This is a genomic window from Paractinoplanes hotanensis (genome assembly GCF_023717965.1).
GTDB classification, from domain to species: Bacteria; Actinomycetota; Actinomycetes; order Mycobacteriales; family Micromonosporaceae; genus Actinoplanes; species Actinoplanes polyasparticus.
This window is the reverse complement of sequence record NZ_JAMQOL010000026.1, coordinates 56,972-79,069: the sequence shown is the minus strand read 5'-3', so window position 1 is coordinate 79,069 and position 22,098 is coordinate 56,972. Positions and strand designations below refer to the sequence as shown.

The window sequence follows — 22,098 nt, the reverse complement described above, 5'->3', positions numbered from 1 at the left end:
CACTTCTGGCCGATCGGCCTGCTGCGGACAGTGACGGGGATGGCTTGGATTCCCTCATGACGCTGCCCGCGCAAGCACCGCTCGCAGACGAGGAAACGCCGGCCCACCCGCGGCCCAGCCGATGGCCGTGGGTGGCCGGCGTTCTTGTCGTCCTGCTGGCTGCGGCGGGCGTCTACTGGTTCGTGCTGCGGGACGGCGGCGACGTGCAGCAGACCGTGGCGACCACCGGCGGCGAGCTCAACAAGGCGGTCCCGGACGGCACGTTCGCCTTCACCGTCTCGGCCGTCCGCTGCGGCGTGCCCAAGGTCGGCGACGAGTTCGTCGGCCTCGAGCCGCAGGGCTCCTACTGCCTGGTCGACGTGCTGGTGAAGAACGGCGGGACGACGCCCGAGTACTTCGACAGCACGTCCCAGAAGGCGTACGACGGGGCGGGCGCCGAGTTCGACACCGACATGCAGGCCGAGGTCTTCGTCAACACCAACGCGCAGAACTTCCTCGATCAGATCAATCCGGGCAGCCAGGTCAAGGGGACGCTGGTCTTCGACGTGCCGGCGGGAACCACCCTCGCGTCGATGGTGCTGCACGAGTCGCCCTCGTCGCCCGGCGCCCGGATCGCGCTGAAGTAGCCCTACCGGCGCGGCGTGACCGCGACCTGGAAGATGGGCAGCCGGCCGAGCTTGCGGTAGGCGTCGAGCGCCGCCGGCGTGCTGTCGACCGACGAGTCCTGCCCCTTCTGGTTGCTCGGCGTCTCGAACTGCACCATCGCCTTGATCCGCGGGAACTCCCGGATCTCGCTGCCCATCCGGCGGTAGAACTCGGCCTTGTACCTCGGGTTCCGCTTGGACGACCAGACGCCCCACTCGGCGAGCATGAGCGGCTTGCCGGGATGCCGGCGCGACGCCCAGTTGTAGAACCCGGGCCAGGCCCGCTTGCCCTCGAGCCGGCGGTTGAAGACCTCGGAGAACCGGCCGTGGCCGTAGCCGGGATCGCTGTAGGCGTACGTGTCGAGGCCGATCCAGTCGACCACGTCGTCGCCCGGGTACATCTGGCTGAACCAGCTCTTCTGGGCGTGCGGCACGTAGGTCATGTGCACCAGCACGCTCACGACGTTGTCGGCCCCCTTGGCCCGCAGCCGCTTGATGACGTGCCGGTACATCGCGGCGTAGTCGCGCGCGGTGTAGCCGGAGCCGGCCTTCTCGCGAACGTCGTTCTCACCCTCGTGGTGCACGGCGAAGAAGAACTGCTCGGGGAAGTTCTTCTTGATGTGCGCGGCGAGCCGGTCGATGAAGGCGTCGGTCCGCCGGTCGCCCTTGGCGATCTTGGCCCAGGAGGCCGACTCCGGCTTCCAGTTGAGGAACAGGATGCGCCGCTGGCCCGGCTGGTGGGCGATCTTGATCTCCTGCTCGGTCGGGAAGAGCTGGCGCGTCCCGCCGTGGTAGGCGTGGTAGATCGCCTGGTGCCGGCCGGTCTTGCGCTCGAAGCGGGCCAGGGCCGAGGCGCCGCGGCTCTCGGTGTGCGCGCCGGGCGCGACTCCCCACAGGACGCCGCAGGTGGGCACCAGGTTGTGGCCGGTGTAGCAGCGGCCCCCGCGCCGCTGCTGAAGGTCGGGCTGGGTAACGGTCGCGGCCCGGCGGGCCAGCGACGGGCTGGTCGGAGCGGCCGGTGAACCGGGGACGGCAGCGCTCGGCGCCACCACCACCGGCGCGCCCGGGGCCGCCGGGGAGCCGGGCGCCGAGGAGGACGACCGGCGCGCCGGGGCCAGGATGTCCGGGACTCCGGGCTGCTGCGCCGACGGCGACAGCACGGGGACGGACACCGTCGGGTCACCGAACGTCCCGACCGGAAGTCCGATCTGATCCACGCCGCCGGTCCAGGCCCAGGCGAGCGTGGTGGCGACGGAAAGTGCGAAGGCCGTGGGAACGGCGGCTATCTGGAGAAGCCGGAAACGGCGGGGACGTGGACTCACGATCAGCCAGTATTGTGACAAAGGTCCGTTTTGTCTAATACCTGACGGGAAATGATGGAGGGGCACCCGTCTCGACCGCGATCAGCGGGACTGAGAAACTGTCCCCTAATCGGCCGCAGGGGGATACGGAAGTGAATGGTTCGGTGCTGCCCGAGGATGTGCTGCGCGACGCCCCGTCGTACACCCCGCACCCGCACGAGCTCGCGGATCTGGAACTCCTGCTCTCCGGCGCGTACGCGCCGCTGACCGGTTTTCTGGGTCGCGCCGATCTCCATGCGCTGCGCCGGCGTGGACGGCTCGCCGACAACACTCCGTGGCCGGTTGCGGTCACCTTGGAGATTCCCGACGAGATCGCGACGCGGCTGGTGCTGGAGGACCCGCTGCATCGCACGATCGTCCTGACCGACCCCGAGGGCGCGCCGGTGGCCGCGCTCGAGGTCACCGACGCCTGGCCGACGGCCGAGCGCCGCTACGGCGTCGGCGGCACGGTGCGCCCGATGGGCGACGGCGGGCACGGCCCGTTCCAGCGCTTGCGGCGTACGCCCGAAGAGGTCCGGGCCCTGCTGCCACCGGGCCGGGTGCTCGGGGTGATCGCCGACCGGCCGCTGCACCGCCCGCAGCTGGCTCAGATCGCGCACGCGGCCCGCACCCTGGGCGCCCATCTGCTGATCATGATTCCGGTCAGCGGTCCCGGTCCCGACGGCCTGCCGCCCGAGGCGCTGGTCCGGGCGATCTTCGCGGCCCGCGACCGGATGCCCCCGGCCACGATCGTCGCCGTCCCGTTGCTGACCCGCGGCGACGAGATGCGCGACGCCCTGCTGCGGGCCCGGGTCGCCGGCTCCTACGGTGTGACGCACGTGCTGTCCACAGGCGACATGCTCTCGGGCGGGAACGTCCGGGTGCTGGTGCCGCGCGATCTCGCGTACGACAACCGTGACGGCCAGTGGCGCGGGCGCGACGACATCCCGCCGCGCAACCGCCGCCTGGCCATGACCCCGGCCGAGGTCGACGACCTGCTCGACCGGGGCTTCCCGCTGCCCGAGTGGCACACGCCCCCGGCCGTGGCCAAGGAACTGGTCCGCGCTCGTCCGCCCCGCCGCCACCGCGGCCTGGTCGTCTTCTTCACCGGCTATTCCGGCTCGGGCAAGTCGACGATCGCCCGCGGGCTGGCCGACTCCCTGCGCGAGTCCGGCGAGCGCACGATCACCCTGCTCGACGGCGACGTGGTGCGCCGCGAGCTCTCGGCCGGGCTGGGCTTCAGCAAGGCCGACCGGGACGCCAACGTCCGGCGGATCGGCTGGGTGGCGGCCGAGGTGGGCCGGCACCGGGGCATGGCCGTCGCCTGCCCCATCGCGCCCTACGAGAACGCGCGGGCCGCCGTCCGGGCCATGGCCGTCGAGGCCGGCGCGGGCTTCGTGCTGGTGCACGTCAACACCCCGCTCGAGGTATGTGAGCAGCGTGACCGCAAGGGCCTCTACGCCCGGGCCCGGGCCGGTCAGCTGCGCGGCATGACCGGCATCGACGACCCGTACGAGGAGCCCGCGGACGCCGAACTGGCCATCGACACGACGACCATCACGGTCCCCGAGGCCATCGAGATCGTTGTTTCGCATCTCATCGAGCACGGGTGGGTGGAGCCGAAAATCCAGTAAGCCATCACGTTGGCGGGAGTGAGCCGTTTACCCCCTCGGGGGCGAAACGCCCGATTGCTAGCACCCTTCTCACTCCACCCCCGAAAGGGCCGCCAACCGATGGAAGCGTCTCGCCCGGCCGATGTCTCGCACTATCTCGGCGTGTTCCGCCGCCACTGGTGGATCGCGCTCCTCGCGACGGGCGCCGGGCTGGGGGCGGGCGCCGGCCTGACCTCGGCCATGCCGAAGGTCTACCAGTCCTCCACCGCCGTGCTCGTGCAGGCCGTCGACCAGGACACCAACGCCCAGGGCGGCCGCACCAAGGGCATGGTCAACCTGGACACCGAGGCCCAGCTGGTCGGCTCGGGCGCCGTCGCGGCCAAGGCGGCCACGCTGCTGCGCAGCCCCCGCTCCCCGATCGAGCTGGCCCGGGACGTGTCGGTCGAGGTGCCGGCCAACACCACGGTCCTCATGGTCACGTTCAAGGCCGGGAAGCCCGAGGAGGCTCAGGCCGGGTCGCACGCGTTCGCCGAGGCGTACCTGCGCAACCGCGAGGAGACCGCCCAGAACGGTCTGAACCAGCAGATCAAGACGCTCTCCGCGAAGATCCGGCAGCTCACCACCACGCTCGGCGGGATCAACGCCCGGCTCGCCCGCGCCACCCGGGGCAGCTCCGACGAGAGCAACCTGATGAGCCTGCGGCAGAACTCGCAGAACCAGCTCAACGGCATGACCGGCAAGCTCAACGAGCTCACCACGACCACGATCGGCGCGGGCAGCATCATCAGCGACGCGCGGCTGCCCGACGAGCCGGTCAGCCCCAATCCCATGATCAACCTGGCCACCGGGGGCATGCTCGGCCTGCTGCTCGGGCTCGGCCTCGCGTTCCTGCGCGAGCGGTACGACCGCCGGCTGCGCTCGGCCGCCGACGTGCGCGACCGCGGTCGCATGCACGTGCTGGCCGCCCTCGACGAGCGCACCACCCCGCACTTCGACGACGTGCTGCAGCCCTACGGCGCCGGCGGCCGGGTCTTCAACCGGCTGCGCAACGAGGTGCTGGCCACCATGCCCCAGGGCGACCAGATCATCGTGGTCACCGGGGCCAGCCGCGGTTCGGCCAGCACGCTGGTCGCCGCCAACCTGGCCGCTGCCCTGGCCCGTACCGGCAGTGACGTCGTGCTGATCGGCGCGCACCTGCCGGACAGCGTGATCGACGCCGCGCCGCTCGCCCGCATGTTCGGCGTATCGGCCGTGCCGGGCCTCTCCGACCTGCTGGCGGGCCGGGTCGGCCTGGCCCGCGCGCTCCAGCGCACCCCGCGCATTCCCTCGCTGCGGGTCATCACCACGGGCGGCGCGGCCACCGCGGCCGGGCTGATGCAGTCGCAGCGGTTGAAGGACACGCTCGAGGCGTTGCGCCGGCAGGGCGGGTACGTGGTGATCGAGGCGCCGTCCACGGCCAGCAGCGCCGACGCGCAGAGCCTGGCCAGCCTGGCCGACGCGGCGATCCTCGCCGTCGAGCTGCGCCGCGCCCGCCGTCCCGCCCTGCTCGACGCGGCCGAGCAGCTTCGCCGCGTCGGCACCCCACTGCTGGGCGCCGTCGTGCTGCCCCGCCTGTCGAACCTGCGGCCCGCCGAGCCGGTCGGCCCGGCCGTCACCCTGAGCCCGCCGTCGAAGACCCCGTCGCCGGGGCCGCGGCCGGACGAGACCGCGGTGCTCGACCGTGACGTGATGCAGCCTCAGCGCTTCCCGACCAACACCGTGTCGAGCAGCGAGAAGGCCGCCCAGCAGGTGCGCCAGCGGGTCGCCGACAGCGCCGAGGAGATCACCGCGGTGATCGACATGTCCGGCCTGGACAGCTCCGAGGTGACCCAGGCGCAGGACGGCGACAAGAAGTGACCCCGGTGTCCCAGGCCCCGACGGTTGCCGTCGGAGGCCCGGCACACGGCGTGCGCAAGAATCCGGCCCTGCCGGCCTGGCCGGTGGCGAGCATCCTGGCGTTCTACCCGATCTGGTGGGCGCTCGGCCTCGGCGTGCTGATCTTCGCGCTGATGGCCGGGCCGATGCTGTTCCTGCTGATCCGCCGGCGCGCCGCCGGTCGCCTGCTGCGCCTGCCGCCCGGGTTCGCGTGGTGGGTCGTCTTCCTGGTGGCCGTGGTGGTCAGCATCGGCGCGCTCGGCGCCGACCCGGCCGGCACGGTGGCCGGGCACGCCACGGGCCGCCTGCTGCCGGCCGGGTACAAGGCCCTGATGTACGCGTCGCTCACCGTCCTGCTGGTCTACGCCGGCAACCTGACCGAGGCCGAGCTGCCCAAGCGCCGCCTGGTCAAGCTGCTCGGCTGGCTGTTCGTGGTGACCGTCCTGGGTGGGCTGCTGGGCATGGTGGCCGGGAACTTCGAGTTCACCTCGCCGGTCGAGTGGCTGCTGCCCGGCAGTGTGCGCAACAAGGGCTTCGTCCAGTCCCTGGTCCATCCGTACGCGGCTCAGATCATGGACATCGTCGGCGACAGCCAACCAAGGCCGGCCGCGCCGTGGGGTTACACCAACACGTGGGGCAACAACTTCTGCCTGCTGGCCGGCTGGCTCGTCGTGGCCGCCTGGCAGTACGGCGGCGGCAAGGCGAAGTTCTGGGCCGTCGTCTGCCTCGTCGTCTCGGTCGCGCCCGCGGTGTTCTCGCTCAACCGCGGTCTGTGGATCGGCATCGGCGTGCTCGTCGTCTACGTCGCGGTCCGCTATGTGCTCGCCGGCAAGCTGTGGATCCTGGGCGCGGTCGTGGTGGCCGGGGCGTTGCTGGCCGTGTCGCTGGTGGCCACGCCGCTCGGCACGGTCGTCGGCGCGCGGCTCGACAACGGCAAGTCCAACGGTGTGCGCTCGTTCCTCATCGAGCGCGCCCTGGACGGCTTCCAGGGCTCCCCGGTGATCGGCTACGGCGGCACGCGCAACACGCTGGGCGGCCGGAACTCCATCACGGTGGGCGAGAGCGCGAGCTGCGAGCGCTGCGGCAACTTCACCGTCGGCGGCAACGGCCAGCTGTGGCAGTTGCTCTTCGCCCACGGCGCGGTGGGCACGGCCGGTTATCTGGGCTTTTTCGCGTACGGCCTGTGGCGGTTCCGCCGCGACCGGAGTGCCGTCGGGGTAGCCGCGTCGGGCGCGATCGTCACGTCGTTCTCGGCCATGCTCTGGTACAACTCGCTGGTCACCCCGCTGGCCTTCATGGTTCTGGCGTTTGCGCTGCTCTGGCGCAACTCATCCGAGGGGGAAACGACATGAGTCCGGTGCGGACCGCGCCCGCCGAACTGACCGCGAAGGACGCCGAGCTGCGCACGCGGTACCTGACCGAGGTGCTGGACCTCCTCTACCCGCCGCCGTGCCGCACCGACGGCTCGCCCGGTACGCCCATCGCCGAGTATCTGGTGGTGCCGGACGCACGCCGCCCCCGGCTGCTCGTGCCGTCGGGCTCGCGCCGGGTGGCTGCGGCCGCCGTCCGCCGGTACGCCGAGCCGCAGTCGCGGGCGGCCCGGCTCAAGCGCGAGGCGGTGGTCGCCGCGCTTCGCACCGGCGCCTCGAATGTGCTGCTGCGCGACCGGGTGCGGGTCACCGGGCCGTTCTCGCAGAGCATCGACGGGCACCTGAGCGAGGCGCTCGGCCGAGAGCTGTCGATCAGCGTCCACATCGGACCGGCGCGGGCCAACCGCAAGCCGGTGCTGCAGCTGATCGGCCCGGACGGCGACACGTTCGGCTTCGGCAAGCTCGGCACCGGGCCGCTCACCCGGCAGCTCGTGCGGGCCGAGACGGCCGCGCTGGCCTCGCTGGCCGGCAGCGGGCTGACCAAACTGACCGTGCCCCGGGTGCTGCATTCCGGTCAGTGGCGCGAGCTCGAGGTGCTGGTGCAGTCGGCGCTGCCGGTCTGGCTGCCCCGGGCCCCGCTGAGCCGGCGCCGGCTGGTGGCCGCGATGCTCGACATCGCCGGTTGCTGCGGCTACCGCACGGGTTCGCTCGCCGGCAGCACGTACTGGCACGAGCTGCGCGGACGCCTGGCGGCGGTCAACGACCGGGCCGAGGGCGCCGGGCTCGCGGCCGCGGCCGAACTGCTCGTACGGCGGGCCGGCGACATCGTCTTCCGGTACGGCTCGTGGCACGGCGACTGGGCCCCCTGGAACATGGCCAACATCGCCGACACGCTGCTGGTCTGGGACTGGGAGCGGTTCGCCAGCGGGGTGCCGCTGGGCTTCGACGCCGTGCATCACGAGTTGCAGAAGCGCATCCAGGAGACGGCCGACGCCAAGGAAGCAGTCGAGGCGACGGTGCGGGGTGCGGCCGAACTGCTGGCGCCGTTCGGGGTGCCGGTGGACGGCCGCGAGGTGACCGCCCTGCTCTACCTGGTCGACCTGGCCACCCGATACCTGACCGATCGCCAGGCCGAAGCCGGCGCCCGCCTGGGCGTGCTCGGCACCTGGCTGCTGCCGGTGCTGATCCGGCGGGTCGAGGAGCTTTGAGGAGACCAACCATGGACGTACGCAACCTGCCGGCGCCGATGAAACGCGTCGTGCACCTGGGTTCCCGCTCCTACGGCCGGCTGACCGCGCCGGGCCGGATGACGCCGGCCTTCCTGATCTGCGGTGGTCAGCGCTGCGGCACCACCTCGCTCTACCGCGCCCTGGCCGGGCACCCGGTGGTGCTCAAGGCCGTGCTGCACAAGGGCGTGCACTACTTCGACACCAATTACCACCGCGGAATGGCCTGGTACAAGGGCCACTTCCCGCTCCTGCGCAGCGCCGAGAAGGTCGGCGAGCGGTACGGGGTGACGCCGCAGACGTTCGAGTCGAGCCCCTACTACATGTACCACCCGCAGGCCGCGGCCCGGATCGCCCGCGACCTGCCGCAGGCCAAGCTGCTCGTGCTGGTGCGCGACCCGGTCGAGCGGGCCTATTCGCAGCACCACCACGAGGTCGCCCGCGGCTTCGAGACCGAGCGCGACTTCTCCTCGGCGCTGGCACTGGAGCCGGCCCGCCTGCACAAGCAGGAGGAGAAGCTGGCCGAGGACCCGGAGTTCTACAGTTTCAGCCACCAGCACCACGCCTACCGGGCGCGCGGCGAGTACGCCCGCTACCTGGGCGTGATGGCTCAGCACGTCGGCCGCGAGCGCATCCACGTGGTGGAGAGCGAGCGGTTCTTCAGCGACCCCGAGCCGGTCTACGACGAGGTGTGCGAATTCCTCGGCCTGCCCAGCTATCTGGAGCGGCCGGCGTTCGAGCGGCACAACGCCCGTCCCCGGCAGAGCGACATGGATCCCGACCTGCGGCGCGAACTGACCGACTACTACCTGCCTCACGACGAGGCACTCTCGCGCTGGCTGGGGCGCATGCCGGTATGGCGGTCTTAGTGCCTGTTTCGGAACAGGCACTAGACAAGCCCGTTGCCGGCACCCGTGGCGCCGCCCGGGGCGGGCTGGCCAACATGGCCGGCTCGGTGCTGGCCGGCGGCGCGGGCGTGGCGGTCACGTGGGTGGTGGCCCGATCGCTCGGCGCCGAACAGGCGGGCGCGTTCTTCGCCGCCACGGCCGTCTTCGTGCTCGTCGGCGGGCTGGCCAAGCTGGGCACCCAGACCGGGCTCGTCTACTGGCCGGCCCGGCTGCGCGCCACCGGCCGGGACCACCTGCTCGGCGCCTGCCTGCGCGCCGGGCTGGGCCCGGTCGTCGTGCTGTCGGCGGTGCTGGCGGTCGCGATGTGGCTGGCTGCGCCGGCGATCGCCGAGGTGACCGCGCGCGAGGCGGCCCACGTGGTCGACGCGCACACTGCGGGATTGCGCGTGCTGGCCGCGTTCCTGCCGTTGCAGGCGATGACCGACGCGCTGCTCACGGCGACCCGCGGCTACCGGGCGATGCGCCCGACGGTGATGCTCGACCGGATTCTGCGCAGCGCGCTGCAGTTGCTTCTGGTGGGTGCGGCCGGTGTCGCCACACTGTGGACGGTCGGCACGCTGCCCGCGTTCGCGCTGGCCTGGGCGGCGCCCTACCTGCCGGTGACGGTGCTTTCGGCGTACGCGCTGCGGAAGGTCTATCGCACGGGCAAACCGCCCGGGGTGACCACCCACCGGGCCGAACGCCGCGAGTTGCGGCGCGAGTTCTGGCGGTTCACCGGCCCGCGCGCCGTGGCCAGCGTGGCCCAGCTGGCTCTGCAACGCATCGACGTGCTGCTCGTGGCCGCGCTCGGCGGCCTCGCCCCGGCTGCCGTCTATGCCGTCGCGGGCCGGTTCGTCGTCCTGATCCAGTTCGCCAACCAGGGCATCTCGCAGTCGGTCCAGCCCCGGCTGGCCGAGGCGCTCGCCGTCGGCGACCGGCGGACCGCGAACCACCTCTACCAGACCGCGACTGGCTGGCTCGTGCTCGTGACCTGGCCGGTCACTTTGCTGGTGATCTTCTTAGCGCCGCTCTGGCTGCGGCTGTTCGGCGACCGCTACGCCGCCGAGGGCGCCCCCGTGGTGACCGTGCTGGCCGCCGCGATGCTGGTCGCGACCGGCTGCGGCATGGTCGACATGGTGCTGGCGATGGCCGGGCGCACCTCCTGGAACCTGGTGAACGTGCTGGTCGCGCTGGCCGTCACCGTCGTGCTCGACCTGCTGCTCATCCCGGCCCACGGGGCTCTGGGCGCGGCGATCGGGCTGGCCTGCGCGATGGTCGTCAACAACGTGCTGCCGCTGATCCAGGTGGGGCGGTCGGCCGGGCTGCACCCGTTCGGACCGGGCACGCGGGCGGCCGCGCTGCTGTCGGTCGCCTGTTTCGGCGCACTCCCGTGGGCTCTGACCACCGTGACCGGCCGGACTTTCGCCGTGCTCGCCGCCGTGCCCGCGTTTCTGGCCGGCGCTTGGCTGTTGCGCGTTCCGCTCGCACTGGGCGCGTTCAAACCGAAGAGGAGGACGAGTTGACCACCGACTACACCAAGGTGTTCCAGGACAGCGATGCCGTCGAGAAGTACGAGAACATCACGTACGCGCCGGACAGCTACGCTTCGCAGATCAACGAACGGCAGCAGGACTACCTGCGCACGTTGGTGCGGCGCGAGTTCGGCCCGCTGGCGCCGGTGCAGCACGACTTCGCCTGCGGCACCGGCCGGGCCATCCGCACGCTGCACGGCCTGGTGCGCGAGGCGCACGGCTACGACACGTCGGCCGAGATGATGGCCAAGGCGGCCGAGGTCGGCTCGCGGGCCACCTGGCACCAGGTGGCCGAGGACGGGCCGGTGCCGCATCCGGAGCCGGCCGGCTTCCCGGCCATCGTGACGATGTTCCGCCTGCTGCTCAACGTGGACGAGTCCGTCCGCGACCGGGCTCTGGCCTTCGCCGCCCGCGCGCTGCCCACCGCCGACTCGGGCGTCCTGGTCGTCGAGAACCACGGCAACGCCGGTTCCGTACGCCATCTGCGGGCCCGCCGGCACAAGGGCGAGCGCTGGTTCGCCGAGCTCTCCCACGAAGAGGTGGCCACCCTGCTCGACCGGCACGGCTTCGTGATCGTCGAGCGCCGCGGCTTCTCGATGATCACGCCGTCGCTGCACGGCAACCCGGTCGCCCGCGCGGCCGACGCGGCCATGCGCCGGATGCCGGGCAGCGACGCGTACGCCGTCAACGTTCTCTACACCGCGCGTCGTGTCCACGCGTAAGCGTTTCGCGGCCGCGCTGGTCGCGGCGGTGCTGCTGCTGGCCGGTTGCTCGTTCGGCAAGGACGAGAAGCCGGCCCCGCCGCCCGCGCCCGACCTGACCCGGGCCCCCGGGGCGGTGGCCGTGAACAAGGGCCCGTTCCAGTCCGGCCCGGTCAAGGCGCCGGCGCGGGGCGCGCTGTTCGGGGCGTGGATCAAGCCGGACCACCTCACCCACGTGGGCCGGCTGGCGGCGGTCGACAGCCTGCAGGCCGACCTGGGCCGGTCGCTGACCATCGTCAACACCTACCGCCGCTTCGAGCAGATGGTCGGCACCCCGTCCGACAAGGAGTTCCTGGCCCGGGGCGCGACGCTCATGGTGAGCTGGGCGACCGGCGACAACCGGTCCATCCTGGACGGCGAGCACGACGACCTCATCCGCAAACAGGCCAAGGCCATCCGGAAGATCAAGAAGCCGGTGCTGCTGCGGATGCGCTGGGAGATGGACCGGCCCAACCTGCGCGCGACGATGTGGTCGGGCCCCGACTACGTCGCGGCCTGGAAGTACGTACGCGAGATCTTCCGCCAGGAACGGGCGAAGAACGTCTCGTGGGTGTGGTGTCCGACCGCTGAGGGTTTCATCCGCGGCGACGCGCCGGCGTTCTATCCGGGCGACGACCAGGTCGACTGGACGTGCGTGGACGTCTACGCGGGCGAGCGCTTCGAACCCATCGGCACCCTGATGGGCCCGTTCCTGACGTGGGCCGCGCAGCGCCCCAAGCCGATCGTCATCGGCGAGTTCGGCGTGGCCAGGGCGTGGGGCTCGGCCGGCCGGGCGGCGTGGCTCAAGGACGCGCGGCGGACGTTCAAGGCGAACCCCCAGATCAAGGCGATCACCTACTTCGAGTCGAACCCCGAGGGCAACGGCCCGAAGAAACAGTTCCAGCTGACCGGCGACCCCCCGGCTTTCCAGGAGTTCGAGGCGATGGTCCGGGACCCGTACTTCAATCCGTGAGCGGCTCGAGGAACTCGAGCCGGTTGCCATGGTCGTCCTGCGAGTAGAACCGCCGGTGGCCCGGGAAGTGGGGATCCCACTGCACCGGGCGGCCGGCGGTCTCCAGCATCCCGGCCAACTCGTCGAGACCGTTCACGAGCACACCCGGGTGCGCCCGCGTCTGCGGCACGAAGCCCTCGACCGGGCTGACGTGCACCTCCCAGCCCCCGCCCCGGAACCAGCAGCCGCCGCGAGCCGCCAGCGCGGCCGGCTTGGCCAACTCCGTCATCCCCAGCACGCCACCGTAGAAGGCACGGGCCTGCTCTTCCCCGCCCGGCGGGCACAGCACTTGCACGTGATGCAGACGCTCGAACATGCCGCCTATTAAACCGTACGTACGTCTTGGTTTCCAGCGGCGACGATCTGGAGATCGCCGCTTGTCACGCGCCCTATTCCGGCAAGTAGGAGCGTGAGCGGGCGCGCTGGGCCGGAGCCTGGGCGAGCAGGCGCAGGGCGTACGGGGCGTCGTGGCGCAGGTAGCGGCCGGCCAGGCGGCGGGGCTCGGTGCCGAGGCGGTGGGCCCATTCGAGGCCGGTGCGCTGCATCCAGCGGGGGGCGCGCTCGATGTCGCCGGCCACGAAGTTGACCGCCGCGCCGCAGCCCAGGAACCAGGTCTGGGGCAGGCCGGCCCGCAACCGCGTGATCATGCGCTCCTGCTTGGGATAGCCCAGCCCGACGAAGACCAGGTCGGGACGGGCGTCGACGACCTTCGCGCAGAAGTCGGCGTACGCCAGCGGGTCCTGGTCGAAGCCGAACGGCGGGCAGGTCGTGCCGGCCAGGCGCAGGCCCGGATACGCGGCGAGGAGCTTGTCGGCGGCTCGGGTGGCACCGTCCGGAGTGGAGTCGTCGGTGGCGGGGACGCCGCCGAGCACGTAGATCGAGCGGCCGTCCAGGCCCAGGCCGGCCGACAGCGAATGGATGAGGCTGCTGCCCGCCACCCGCTCGGGCAGCGGTGACCCGCTCAGCCTGCTCGCCCAGACCAGCGGCATGCCGTCGGCGACGATCAGATCGGCGTCGGCCAGGTGGCGTCGGCACTCGTCGTCGCGCTGGGCGCGGCGCAGGATGTCGACGTTCGGCGTGAGGATGCGTCCGCCCCGGCCGTGCGCGAGCGCGTCCCGGACGACGGCTACCACCTCGGCCTCGGTGATCCGGTCGATCCCGGTTCCGTCGAGCTGGACCCGGTCGAATGCATCGACTGGCACTTCGACGCCTCCTTCACTGTTGTTGGCTCGTTATACGAGCGAAACGAGCGAAGGTGGGCCAAAGTGGCACGAGTGCTATTTCTGGGTGGATTAGGACGAAGCGGCACAACGCTCGTCGAGCGCCTGCTAGGCGAACTGCCCGGGGTGTGCGCACTCGGCGAGATCGTGCACCTGTGGCAGCGCGACATCCGCGACGACGAGCGCTGCGGCTGCGGCGCCCGCTTCTCGGCCTGCACGTTCTGGCGCCGGGTCGGGCAGCACGCGTTCGGCGGCTGGCACAACGTCGACGTCGACCGGGTGCACGCGCTGCGCGACGCCGTCGAGCGCACCCGGCACATCCCCCGGTTGGCCACCGCCGTCGAGGCGCCCGACGAGGTGCACGAATACGCGCATTTCTACGCACGGGTGTACGCCGCCGCGGCGGAGGTCGCCGGCGCGCGGGTGGTGGTCGACTCGTCCAAGCACTCGGCGCTGGCCCACGTGCTGCGGTGGGCGCCCGACATCGATCTGCGCGTGGTGCATGTGGTTCGCGATGCCCGCGGGGTGGCGTACTCCTGGACCAAGACGGTGACCCGGCCCGAGACCGACGGCGCCGACGAGATGACCCGCTACTCGCCCGGGCGCTCGGCACTGTTGTGGAACGCTCACAACGCCGCTTTCGGACTACTCGCGAAGCGCGGCGTGGCTGTGCACCGGCTGCGCTACGAGGAGTTCCTGGCCCACCCGCGTGCGGCGCTCTTGTCCGTCGGCGACTTCGCCGGGCTGCGGGTCCGGCCCGAGGATCTGGCGTTCCTGGGCGACGGTTACGCCGACCTGAAGGTCGGGCACAGCGCGGCCGGCAACCCGATGCGGTTCACCGTCGGCCGGCTGCCGTTGCGCCGCGACGACGCCTGGAAACGCTCACTACCCCGCAACCAGAGGCGCCTGGTCGGCACGGTCTGCGCTCCCATGCTGCGGGCCTACGGATACCCGCTCTCAGTAGAGGAGTCTCGATGAACTGGCCGTCCGTCGGCGTCGTCATCCCCACCCGCAACCGTCCCGAGCTGGTCCGCAAGGCGATCGGCGCGGTCCGCGACCAGCGCTACCCGGGCGAGGTCAAGGTACTGGTGGTCTATGACCAGACCGAGCCCGACTACCTGCTCGCCTCGACCGGGGACGTGCAGGTGCTGGTGCTCACCAACTGGCGCACGTCGGGCCTGGCCGGCGCGCGCAACACCGGCATCCTGGCCCTCGATACCGAGTTCGTGGCGTTCTGCGACGACGACGACCAGTGGCAGCCGGACAAGCTCCGCCGCCAGGTCGCGGCGCTGATGGCCGAGCCCGACGCCGAGTTCGCGACGTGTGCGATCGAGGTCGAGTACGACGGCAAGCGCACACCACGGCTGGCCGGCCGGTCCCGGGTCACCGTCGACGACCTCGCCCGGTCCCGGATGGCCATGCTGCACTCGTCGTCGTTCCTGATCCGCCGGGCGGCGCTCGACAACGACGCGATCGGCCTGGTGGCCGAGGACGCCCCGGGCAGCCAGAACGAGGACTGGGACCTGCTGCTGCGGGCCGCCCGCCGGGCCCCGATCGTGCACCTGGACGAGCCGCTCGTGCGCGTCCTCTGGGGCCGCACCTCGCACTACGCGTACGAGTACGCCACCAAGATCAGCTCGCTGCGCTGGATGATGCAACGGCACCCCGAGATCAGCGGCTGCCGCCCCGGCGCGGCCCGCGTCTACGGTCAGCTGGCCTGCTGGTCGGCCGCCACTGGCAACCGCAGTCAGGCGTGGCAGTTCAGCAAGGAAGCCGTGCGGGCGAACTGGAAGGAACCGCGCACCGCGATCGCCCTTGCGGCGATGACCGGAGCAGTGAAGGTTGAGAACGTTCTCTCAGCTCTTCACAAGCGCGGACGCGGGATCTAACGGATACGCCACTCCGCTCTTTCGGTCACGCCTGCTCACAAGGTAGTGTTCGGGCGTGTTCGAATTAGTGCGGTTCCCGGCGGCGGTCCGCTGATGCTCGCGCAGCAGCGACAGGCCGCGATCCTTGACCGAGTCCGGGCCGCCGGCGGCGTCCGGGTGAGCGAGCTCGCCTCGGAATACGGCGTCTCCGACATGACCATCCGCCGCGACCTCGAGTCCCTGGCCGACCGGGGCCTGCTGGCGAAGGTACACGGCGGCGCCACCACCGTGAGCCCGGGCTCGGCCCACGAGCCCGGCTTCGCGGCCAAGAGTGTGCGCCAGCGCGACGAGAAGGCGGCCATGGCGATGCGCGCGGCCGCGCTCGTCTCCCCGGGCGACGCCATCGCGCTGTCGGCCGGCACGACGACCGCCGGCCTCGCCCAGCGCCTGGTCGACGTGCCCTCACTGACCGTGGTGACCAACTCGATCCCGGTCGCCGACATCTTCTACCGCGCCGGCCGCCCCGACCAGACCGTGGTGCTGACCGGCGGCACCCGTACGCCCTCCGATGCCCTCGTCGGCCCGGTCGCGGTGGCCGCGATCGGCACGCTGCACCTCGACATGCTGTTCCTGGGCGTGCACGGCATGAGCGAGCGCGCCGGCTACACGACCCCCAATCTCATGGAGGCCGACGTCAACCGGGCCCTCGTCGAGGCGGCCGAGCGCCTCGTCGTGCTGGCCGACCACACCAAATGGGGCACGGTCGGCATCTCCTCGATCGTCCCGCTCGACCGTGCGGACGTACTGATCACCGATGACGGGCTGGACGAGCCGGCCCGCGCGCTTCTGTCCGAAACGGTCCGAGATCTTGTTGTGGTGACTGCGCAATGACCTTCAAGAGCCGCGAGGCGATCCGCCTGTCCGACGGGCGCGAGCTGATCTATTTCAACGAGGAGCCGGCCGACTGGGCGGCCTACCCCGACACCCGGCGCCTGCCGCCTCCGCCGCCCACCTCGCAGCTCCGGTACGACCCGCTGATCGACGAATGGGTGGCCGTCGCGGCGCACCGCCAGACCCGCACGTTCATGCCGCCGGCCGACGCCTGTCCACTGTGCGCGACCACGTCGACGTTCGCCGGCGAGATCCCGGCCCCCGACTACGACGTGGTCGTGTTCGAGAACCAGTTCCCGTCCTTCAGCGACCGCGTTCAAGAGGGCGAGATCACCGAGGTCACGGGCCTGGTTCCGGTACGGCCGGGGATCGGCCGATGCGAGGTCGTGTGCTTCACCAGCGACCACAACAGCGCCTTCGTCGAGCTGCCGCCCTCGCGTGTGCGCACCGTCATCGACGCGCTGGCCGACCGCACCGCTGAGATGTCGCGCCTGCCCGGCGTCGAGCAGGTCTTCCCGTTCGAGAACCGCGGCGTCGAGATCGGCGTGACCCTGCAACACCCACACGGGCAGATCTACGCCTTCCCGACCGTGCCCCCGCGCACCAAGCTGATGCTGGCCGCGGCCGGGCGCTACCTCGCCCGTACGGGAAACGATCTCTACACCGACGTGCTGGCAGCCGAGCGGGCCGACGGCGCCCGGGTGGTCGGCTCCAACGAGCACTGGACGGCGTACGTGCCCGCAGCCGCGCGCTGGCCGTTCGAGGTGCATCTGGCCCCGCACCGCAAGGTGCCCGACCTGCCCGCGCTCTCCGACCAGGAACGGGACGCGTTCGGGCCGCTCTACCTCGACCTGCTGCGCCGCTTCGACGGCCTGTTCGGCCGGCCGATGCCGTACATCTCGGCCTGGCACCAGGCGGTGGTCGGCGCGGGCCGCGAGCTGGGCTACCTGCACCTACAGCTGTTCAGCATCCGCCGCGCCGCCGACAAGCTGAAATACCTGGCCGGCTCCGAGTCCGCAATGGGCTTCTTCGTGAACGACATAGTCCCCGAAAAAGCCGCCCAACTCCTCCGCGAAGCAGCCTGACCCACCCAGGTCACACTCCGCACCCGGTCGACCTGATCCCCAACCAAGTCGCACTCCGCCCCGTCGACGTCGAGGGCGCCGAAAAGTGCTAGGCGAAGCCGAGGTGCTTTTCGGTGTCCTCGGCGTCGACCTCCCAGGGGCGAAGTGCCGCCGAGCAAAGCGAGGCCATAGGTAGAGCGGAGGGGTCCGGGACAGGACCCCTCCGCAGGGGAAGGGGACGGGCAGCCGTCGAGAGAGCCGGTCGGCGCCCGGGACAAGGCGGCCGGACCGGCGGGCGACCCCTCGGCGTCGCGACCGTCATCCGTTCTGCCATGAAGAACGAGGTGGGTAACCACTGGTTACGGAATTAAACATGCAAGCCGACGCATGTCTCAAGGACGAAAAAGGCCGCCGGTCGCTGACCGGCGGCCTTTCTGTGAAGATCAGGCGAGCTTGCGCGCCAGGTTCTCGTCGAGCGCGTTCATGAACTCGTCGGTCGACAGCCACGGGGCGTCGCGCGAGATGAGCAGCGCGAGGTCCTTGGTCATCTGACCGCCCTCGACCGTCTCGACGCAGACCTTCTCGAGCGTCTCGGCGAACTCGGTCACCGCGGGGGTGCTGTCGAGGATGCCGCGGTGCTTGAGGCCACCGGTCCAGGCGAAGATCGACGCGATCGGGTTGGTCGACGTCTTCTCGCCCTTCTGCCACTGGCGGTAGTGCCGGGTGACCGTGCCGTGCGCGGCCTCGGCCTCGACGGTCTTGCCGTCGGGGGTCATCAGCACCGAGGTCATCAGGCCGAGCGAGCCGAAGCCCTGGGCCACGGTGTCGGACTGCACGTCACCGTCGTAGTTCTTGCAAGCCCAGACGTAGCCGCCCTCCCACTTCATGGCGGCGGCGACCATGTCGTCGATCAGCCGGTGCTCGTAGGTGAGGCCGGCCGCCTTGAACTGATCGGCGAACTCGCTCTCGAAGACCTCGGCGAACAGGTCCTTGAACCGGCCGTCGTACGCCTTGAGGATCGTGTTCTTCGTCGACAGGTACACCGGGTAGTTGCGGGCCAGGCCGTACCGGAACGAAGCGCGCGCGAAGTCGCGGATCGAGTCGTCGTAGTTGTACATGCCCATGCCGACGCCGCCGGCCGGGAAGTCGGCCACGTGGAACTCGATCGGCTCCGAGCCGTCCGCGGGCGTGAAGGTCATCGTGAACTTGCCGGCGCTGGGCGCGACGAAGTCGGTGGCCTTGTACTGGTCGCCGTGGGCGTGGCGGCCGATGATGATCGGCTTGGTCCAGCCCGGCACCAGCCGCGGCACGTTCTGCATGATGATCGGCTCGCGGAAGACGACGCCGCCGAGGATGTTACGGATGGTGCCGTTGGGCGACCGCCACATCTTCTTCAGCCCGAACTCTTCGACGCGGGCCTCGTCCGGCGTGATCGTCGCGCACTTCACGCCGACGCCGTGCTGCTTGATGGCGTTGGCCGCGTCGATCGTCACCTGGTCGTCGGTCTCGTCGCGGTACTGGATCGACAGGTCGTAGTACTCGAGCGGGACGTCCAGGTAGGGCAGGATCAGCTGCTCCCGGATCTGCTTCCAGATGATCCGGGTCATCTCGTCGCCGTCGAGCTCCACCACCGGGTTTGTGACCTTGATTTTCGCCATGCGGCCGACGCTCCTCTCCCGAAAACCATGCTTAGCAGTACGAGCGTACTGCAGGACCGTTCGTGTTCGCCGGGCGACCCCGGGCCGGTGTTGGCCATATCGCCCACACCAGTCTGGCCGCCTTTCCCGCGAGCAGGGGCTTTTCGGCCCCTGTCCGGTCGGTCGCGGCGATGGCATCATGTGGAGCGGCCGGGGAGAACGACGAGGGGGCAAGTGACCGGATCGATGGGTGGTTCGCCCGGCAGCGCCCTGTCCCGGCCCGCGCGGCTCGACGCCCTGCTGCGCACGAGGCTCGATGCCGTCGCCGACCCGGCGCTCGACCGATTCGCCGAGATGGTCCGCGTCGTGCTGCACGTGCCCGTGGCGCTCGTGACGCTGGTCGGCGCCGACCGGCAGTACTTCCCCGGCGCCTGCGGCCTCGGTGAGCCCTGGCTCGGGCGCCGCCAGACGCCGCTGTCGCACTCGTTCTGCCAGCACGTCGTGACCACGGCCGAGCCGCTGATCGTCACCGACGCCCGCCTCGACCGCCGGGTGCGCGACAACCTCGCCATCGAGGATCTCGGCGTCGTCGGCTACGCCGGGATGCCGCTGACCGACGCCGGCGGCGAGGTTCTCGGGTCGCTCTGCGCGATCGACCACGCTCCGCGGACCTGGACCGACGCCGAGTTGAGCCTGCTGGCCGAGCTGGCTGCCAGCTGCTCGGACAGCCTGCGGTTGCGCATCTCCAGCTACCGGGCCGAGTTCGCCTCCGAGCACAGCCGCCTGCTGCTGAGCGCCAGCACGGCGCTGGCCGGCACCAGCACGGTCGACGAGGTGGTCGACACGGTGCGCGACCTGGTCACCGGCGCACTCGACCCGGCGTACGTCGGGTTCTCGCTGCTGGACGACGCGGGGCAGCTGTCCCTGGCCTCCAGCCGCCTGCTGCCGAACGCCGTAGCCCACCGGTGGCAGCGCTACGCGAAGCTGCGCTCGACACCGTCCGCCCTGGCCGCCGGCACGGGGCTTCCGGTGTTGCTTCCCGACCGTACGGCGGTCGGCGAGCGCACCCCCGACGCAGCCGCCACCTTCGACGAGATGGGCTGGAACGCCGCGGCCAGCCTGCCCCTGCCCGGTCCCGACGGGCCGATCGGCGCGCTCACCTTCGTCTGGAAGCAACCGCACCTGGTCGACGAGGACGAACAGGCGACGCTGGCCACCCTCGCCGGTTACGTGTCGCAGACCCTCACCCGCGTCCAGCTGCTGGAGGATCGCCGCACCGCCGCCGCCACGATGCAGAAGGCGCTGCTCACCGCGGTGCCCCGGCACGAGAGTCTGCGGATGGCAGCGCGCTACCGGCCAGCTCACCACGAGGACCACGTCGGCGGCGACTGGTACGACGCCGTCAGCCTCGACGAGGGCCGGCTGGCCCTGGTGATCGGCGACGTCGCGGGGCACAGCATCGACGCCGCGGCGAAGATGAGCGAATACCGCAGCATGCTGCGAACCCTGCTCATCGACCGGCACGAGCCGCCCTCGGCGCTGCTGCGACGGCTGGAACACACGGGCCGCACCCTGGGGCTGGACGGCATAGCCACCGTGCTGCTGGCCTATCTGGACCCCACAGCCGCCGGTGAACACGTCCTCACCTGGTCCAATGCCGGCCACCCGCCACCGTCGCTGCTCACCGGGGGCGAGGTGTCGCTGCTCGAAGGACGTGATCCGCTGCTGGGCGCCGGCCGCCGCGTCTCCCGCCGCAATCACACGCGTCTCCTGCCCGCCGGCGCCACGCTGGTGCTGCACACCGACGGGCTGGTCGAGACCCGGACGGCCCCGATCGACGACGGGATCCGCCGGCTGCACCAGACTCTGCTCGCCCACGCCGGCCTCGAGCCGGGCGAGCTGGCCGACGCCATTCTCGCCGGCAGCGCCACCGCCGGCGCCGGCGAGGACGACGTCGCGGTCCTGGTGGTGACCACGCCGGGCTGACGCTCCGGTCACAACTCTGTCGGTCTCGCTGGTGAGCGCCGCCGCGCCGAAGGGCTGCGATGGCGCGTACAAAAAAAAGACCGGGACCACAACGGCCCCGGTCTTTCTCACGAGCAGACTCAGAGGCTGGCGACGTCCGCCTGCTTGGCCCGGACGGCCTCGGCCGCCTCCTTGAGGCCGGACAGCTCGGTGTCGGTCAGCTTGTCCTCCACGACCTTCTTGATGCCCTCGGCGCCGATCTGGGCCTCGACGCCCAGGTAGACGCCGGAGATGCCGTACTCGCCGTCGACCCAGGCGCAGACCGGCAGGACAGCACCGGAGTCCTCGACCACGGCCTTGGCCATGCGGGCGGCCGCGGCGGACGGGGCGTAGTAGGCCGAACCGGTCTTGAGCAGCGCGACCACCTCGGCGCCGCCGTTGCGGGTACGGACGACGAGCTCCTCGATCTTCTCGGCCGGCAGCAGGTCGGACAGCGGCTTGCCGTCGACGGTGCAGCGCGACGGGACCGGGACCATGGTGTCGCCGTGCGAGCCCAGCGTGAGCGCCTTGACGCTCTTCACCGGCACCGCGAGGGTCTCGGCGATCGAGTTGGTGAAGCGCGCCGTGTCGAGCACACCGGCCTGGCCGAACACCCGGTTCTTGGGGAACTGGGTGGCCAGCTGGGCCAGCGCGGTCATCTCGTCGACCGGGTTCGACACCACGATCACGACGGCGTTCGGCGCGTACTTGGCGATGTTCTCGGCCACCTGGCGCACGATCTTCGCGTTGACCTCGAGCAGGTCCATGCGGCTCATGCCGGGCTTGCGCGGCAGGCCGGCGGTCACGACGACCACGTCGGAGCCCTCGATGGCCTCGTAGCCCTCGCCGTTCGTGCCGGTGGTGACGCCGACGACCTTGGTCTCGAAGCCCTCGATCGGCCGGGACTGGTTCATGTCGAGCGCGAGACCAGCCGGCTTGCCGTCGATGATGTCGGTCAGCACGACGGTGTCGAAGATGTCGTACTCAGCCAGGCGCTGCGCGGTCGTCGAGCCGTAGAAACCGGCACCTACGACGGTTACCTTCTTGCCCATAGCTCTATCCACTCCCAGTCTCCGGGACGTTTTTTCGGACGCTATCAGTCGGTTACCGGCGTATTACCGGCCGGTCGCCTCAAC

The 22,098-nt window shown here is 71.0% G+C and carries 19 protein-coding genes; 14 read left to right on the top strand and 5 right to left on the bottom strand.

The window, feature by feature from the left end; translation table 11 throughout:
* Nucleotides 1-56 precede the first annotated feature (56 nt).
* Entirely contained in the window at nt 57-626 is a 570-nt protein-coding gene (locus tag LXN57_RS20290) for a DUF4352 domain-containing protein (protein ID WP_251799733.1), read from the top strand.
* 2 nt (nt 627-628) lie between these two features.
* Here LXN57_RS20290 and LXN57_RS20285 read toward each other — a convergent pair whose 3' ends face one another.
* Entirely contained in the window at nt 629-1,966 is a 1,338-nt protein-coding gene (locus LXN57_RS20285; RefSeq protein ID WP_251799732.1) for a glycoside hydrolase family 26 protein, read from the bottom strand.
* Between the two features lie 131 nt (nt 1,967-2,097).
* Between LXN57_RS20285 and cysC the strand changes: the two genes are divergently transcribed.
* The 8 genes from cysC (at nt 2,098) to LXN57_RS20245 (ending at nt 12,239) form a co-directional block, all read left to right on the top strand.
* Nucleotides 2,098-3,618 (top strand): adenylyl-sulfate kinase, encoded by a 1,521-nt coding sequence (gene cysC / locus LXN57_RS20280; RefSeq protein ID WP_251799731.1) that lies wholly within the window; start codon nt 2,098-2,100, stop codon nt 3,616-3,618.
* Nucleotides 3,619-3,717: 99 nt separating this feature from the next.
* Nucleotides 3,718-5,493 (top strand): Wzz/FepE/Etk N-terminal domain-containing protein, encoded by a 1,776-nt coding sequence (locus LXN57_RS20275; protein WP_251799730.1) that lies wholly within the window; start codon nt 3,718-3,720, stop codon nt 5,491-5,493.
* 5 nt (nt 5,494-5,498) lie between these two features.
* On the top strand, nt 5,499-6,863 hold the full coding sequence (locus tag LXN57_RS20270; RefSeq protein WP_251799729.1) for a hypothetical protein: 1,365 nt from the start codon (nt 5,499-5,501) through the stop codon (nt 6,861-6,863).
* Nucleotides 6,860-8,089 carry a hypothetical protein gene (locus LXN57_RS20265; RefSeq protein WP_251799728.1) on the top strand — a complete coding sequence of 410 codons (1,230 nt, stop codon included), beginning with the start codon at nt 6,860-6,862 and terminating at the stop codon, nt 8,087-8,089. The genes LXN57_RS20270 and LXN57_RS20265 overlap by 4 nt, the downstream gene beginning before the upstream one ends.
* Before the next feature lie 11 nt (nt 8,090-8,100).
* Entirely contained in the window at nt 8,101-8,976 is an 876-nt protein-coding gene (locus LXN57_RS20260) for a sulfotransferase family protein (protein WP_251799727.1), read from the top strand.
* On the top strand, nt 8,976-10,517 hold the full coding sequence (locus LXN57_RS20255) for a lipopolysaccharide biosynthesis protein (protein ID WP_308206639.1): 1,542 nt from the start codon (nt 8,976-8,978) through the stop codon (nt 10,515-10,517). The genes LXN57_RS20260 and LXN57_RS20255 overlap by 1 nt, the downstream gene beginning before the upstream one ends.
* The gene (locus LXN57_RS20250) at nt 10,514-11,248 is read left to right on the top strand and encodes a methyltransferase domain-containing protein (RefSeq protein WP_251799726.1); all 735 of its coding nucleotides are present in this window, start codon (nt 10,514-10,516) and stop codon (nt 11,246-11,248) included. The genes LXN57_RS20255 and LXN57_RS20250 overlap by 4 nt, the downstream gene beginning before the upstream one ends.
* Nucleotides 11,235-12,239, top strand: a complete 1,005-nt coding sequence (locus LXN57_RS20245; protein WP_251799725.1) for a glycosyl hydrolase — start codon at nt 11,235-11,237, stop codon at nt 12,237-12,239. The genes LXN57_RS20250 and LXN57_RS20245 overlap by 14 nt, the downstream gene beginning before the upstream one ends.
* Here the strand turns inward: LXN57_RS20245 and LXN57_RS20240 are convergent.
* Nucleotides 12,229-12,594, bottom strand: coding sequence for a VOC family protein (locus tag LXN57_RS20240; protein ID WP_251799724.1), 366 nt, complete (start codon nt 12,592-12,594; stop codon nt 12,229-12,231). The two genes, LXN57_RS20245 and LXN57_RS20240, sit on opposite strands and share 11 nt — an antisense overlap.
* A gap of 73 nt (nt 12,595-12,667) precedes the next feature.
* Nucleotides 12,668-13,480, bottom strand: coding sequence for a WecB/TagA/CpsF family glycosyltransferase (locus LXN57_RS20235; protein ID WP_251799723.1), 813 nt, complete (start codon nt 13,478-13,480; stop codon nt 12,668-12,670).
* A 63-nt stretch (nt 13,481-13,543) separates the two neighbouring features.
* Here LXN57_RS20235 and LXN57_RS20230 point away from each other — a divergent pair, with 63 nt between their 5' ends.
* The 4 genes from LXN57_RS20230 to galT all read left to right on the top strand — a co-directional run bounded on the left by LXN57_RS20230 (nt 13,544) and on the right by galT (nt 17,342).
* Entirely contained in the window at nt 13,544-14,476 is a 933-nt protein-coding gene (locus LXN57_RS20230; RefSeq protein ID WP_251799722.1) for a sulfotransferase, read from the top strand.
* Nucleotides 14,473-15,387, top strand: a complete 915-nt coding sequence (locus LXN57_RS20225; protein ID WP_251799721.1) for a glycosyltransferase family 2 protein — start codon at nt 14,473-14,475, stop codon at nt 15,385-15,387. The genes LXN57_RS20230 and LXN57_RS20225 overlap by 4 nt, the downstream gene beginning before the upstream one ends.
* A 93-nt stretch (nt 15,388-15,480) precedes the next feature.
* The gene (locus LXN57_RS20220) at nt 15,481-16,257 is read left to right on the top strand and encodes a DeoR/GlpR family DNA-binding transcription regulator (protein ID WP_221376760.1); all 777 of its coding nucleotides are present in this window, start codon (nt 15,481-15,483) and stop codon (nt 16,255-16,257) included.
* Nucleotides 16,254-17,342, top strand: coding sequence for a galactose-1-phosphate uridylyltransferase (galT, locus tag LXN57_RS20215; protein ID WP_251799720.1), 1,089 nt, complete (start codon nt 16,254-16,256; stop codon nt 17,340-17,342). The genes LXN57_RS20220 and galT overlap by 4 nt, the downstream gene beginning before the upstream one ends.
* Nucleotides 17,343-17,764: 422 nt before the next feature.
* Here galT and LXN57_RS20210 read toward each other — a convergent pair whose 3' ends face one another.
* Entirely contained in the window at nt 17,765-18,979 is a 1,215-nt protein-coding gene (locus LXN57_RS20210) for an NADP-dependent isocitrate dehydrogenase (RefSeq protein WP_221376762.1), read from the bottom strand.
* A gap of 213 nt (nt 18,980-19,192) precedes the next feature.
* Here LXN57_RS20210 and LXN57_RS20205 point away from each other — a divergent pair, with 213 nt between their 5' ends.
* Nucleotides 19,193-20,944, top strand: coding sequence for a SpoIIE family protein phosphatase (locus LXN57_RS20205; protein ID WP_251799719.1), 1,752 nt, complete (start codon nt 19,193-19,195; stop codon nt 20,942-20,944).
* Nucleotides 20,945-21,063: 119 nt separating this feature from the next.
* Here LXN57_RS20205 and mdh read toward each other — a convergent pair whose 3' ends face one another.
* The gene (gene mdh, locus LXN57_RS20200) at nt 21,064-22,014 is read right to left on the bottom strand and encodes a malate dehydrogenase (RefSeq protein WP_251799718.1); all 951 of its coding nucleotides are present in this window, start codon (nt 22,012-22,014) and stop codon (nt 21,064-21,066) included.
* Nucleotides 22,015-22,098 lie beyond the last annotated feature (84 nt).

Excerpts from the sequence above, each read along its gene's own strand:
- LXN57_RS20290 (WP_251799733.1), top strand. The coding sequence starts at position 57 with ATGACGCTGCCCGCGCAAGCACCGCTCGCAGACGAGGAAACGCCGGCC.
- LXN57_RS20275 (WP_251799730.1), top strand. The coding sequence starts at position 3,718 with ATGGAAGCGTCTCGCCCGGCCGATGTCTCGCACTATCTCGGCGTGTTC.
- LXN57_RS20265 (WP_251799728.1), top strand. The coding sequence starts at position 6,860 with ATGAGTCCGGTGCGGACCGCGCCCGCCGAACTGACCGCGAAGGACGCC.
- LXN57_RS20260 (WP_251799727.1), top strand. The coding sequence starts at position 8,101 with ATGGACGTACGCAACCTGCCGGCGCCGATGAAACGCGTCGTGCACCTG.
- LXN57_RS20240 (WP_251799724.1), bottom strand. The coding sequence starts at position 12,594 with ATGTTCGAGCGTCTGCATCACGTGCAAGTGCTGTGCCCGCCGGGCGGG.
- LXN57_RS20225 (WP_251799721.1), top strand. The coding sequence starts at position 14,473 with ATGAACTGGCCGTCCGTCGGCGTCGTCATCCCCACCCGCAACCGTCCC.
- LXN57_RS20220 (WP_221376760.1), top strand. The coding sequence starts at position 15,481 with ATGCTCGCGCAGCAGCGACAGGCCGCGATCCTTGACCGAGTCCGGGCC.
- galT (WP_251799720.1), top strand. The coding sequence starts at position 16,254 with ATGACCTTCAAGAGCCGCGAGGCGATCCGCCTGTCCGACGGGCGCGAG.
- LXN57_RS20210 (WP_221376762.1), bottom strand. The coding sequence starts at position 18,979 with ATGGCGAAAATCAAGGTCACAAACCCGGTGGTGGAGCTCGACGGCGAC.
- mdh (WP_251799718.1), bottom strand. The coding sequence starts at position 22,014 with ATGGGCAAGAAGGTAACCGTCGTAGGTGCCGGTTTCTACGGCTCGACG.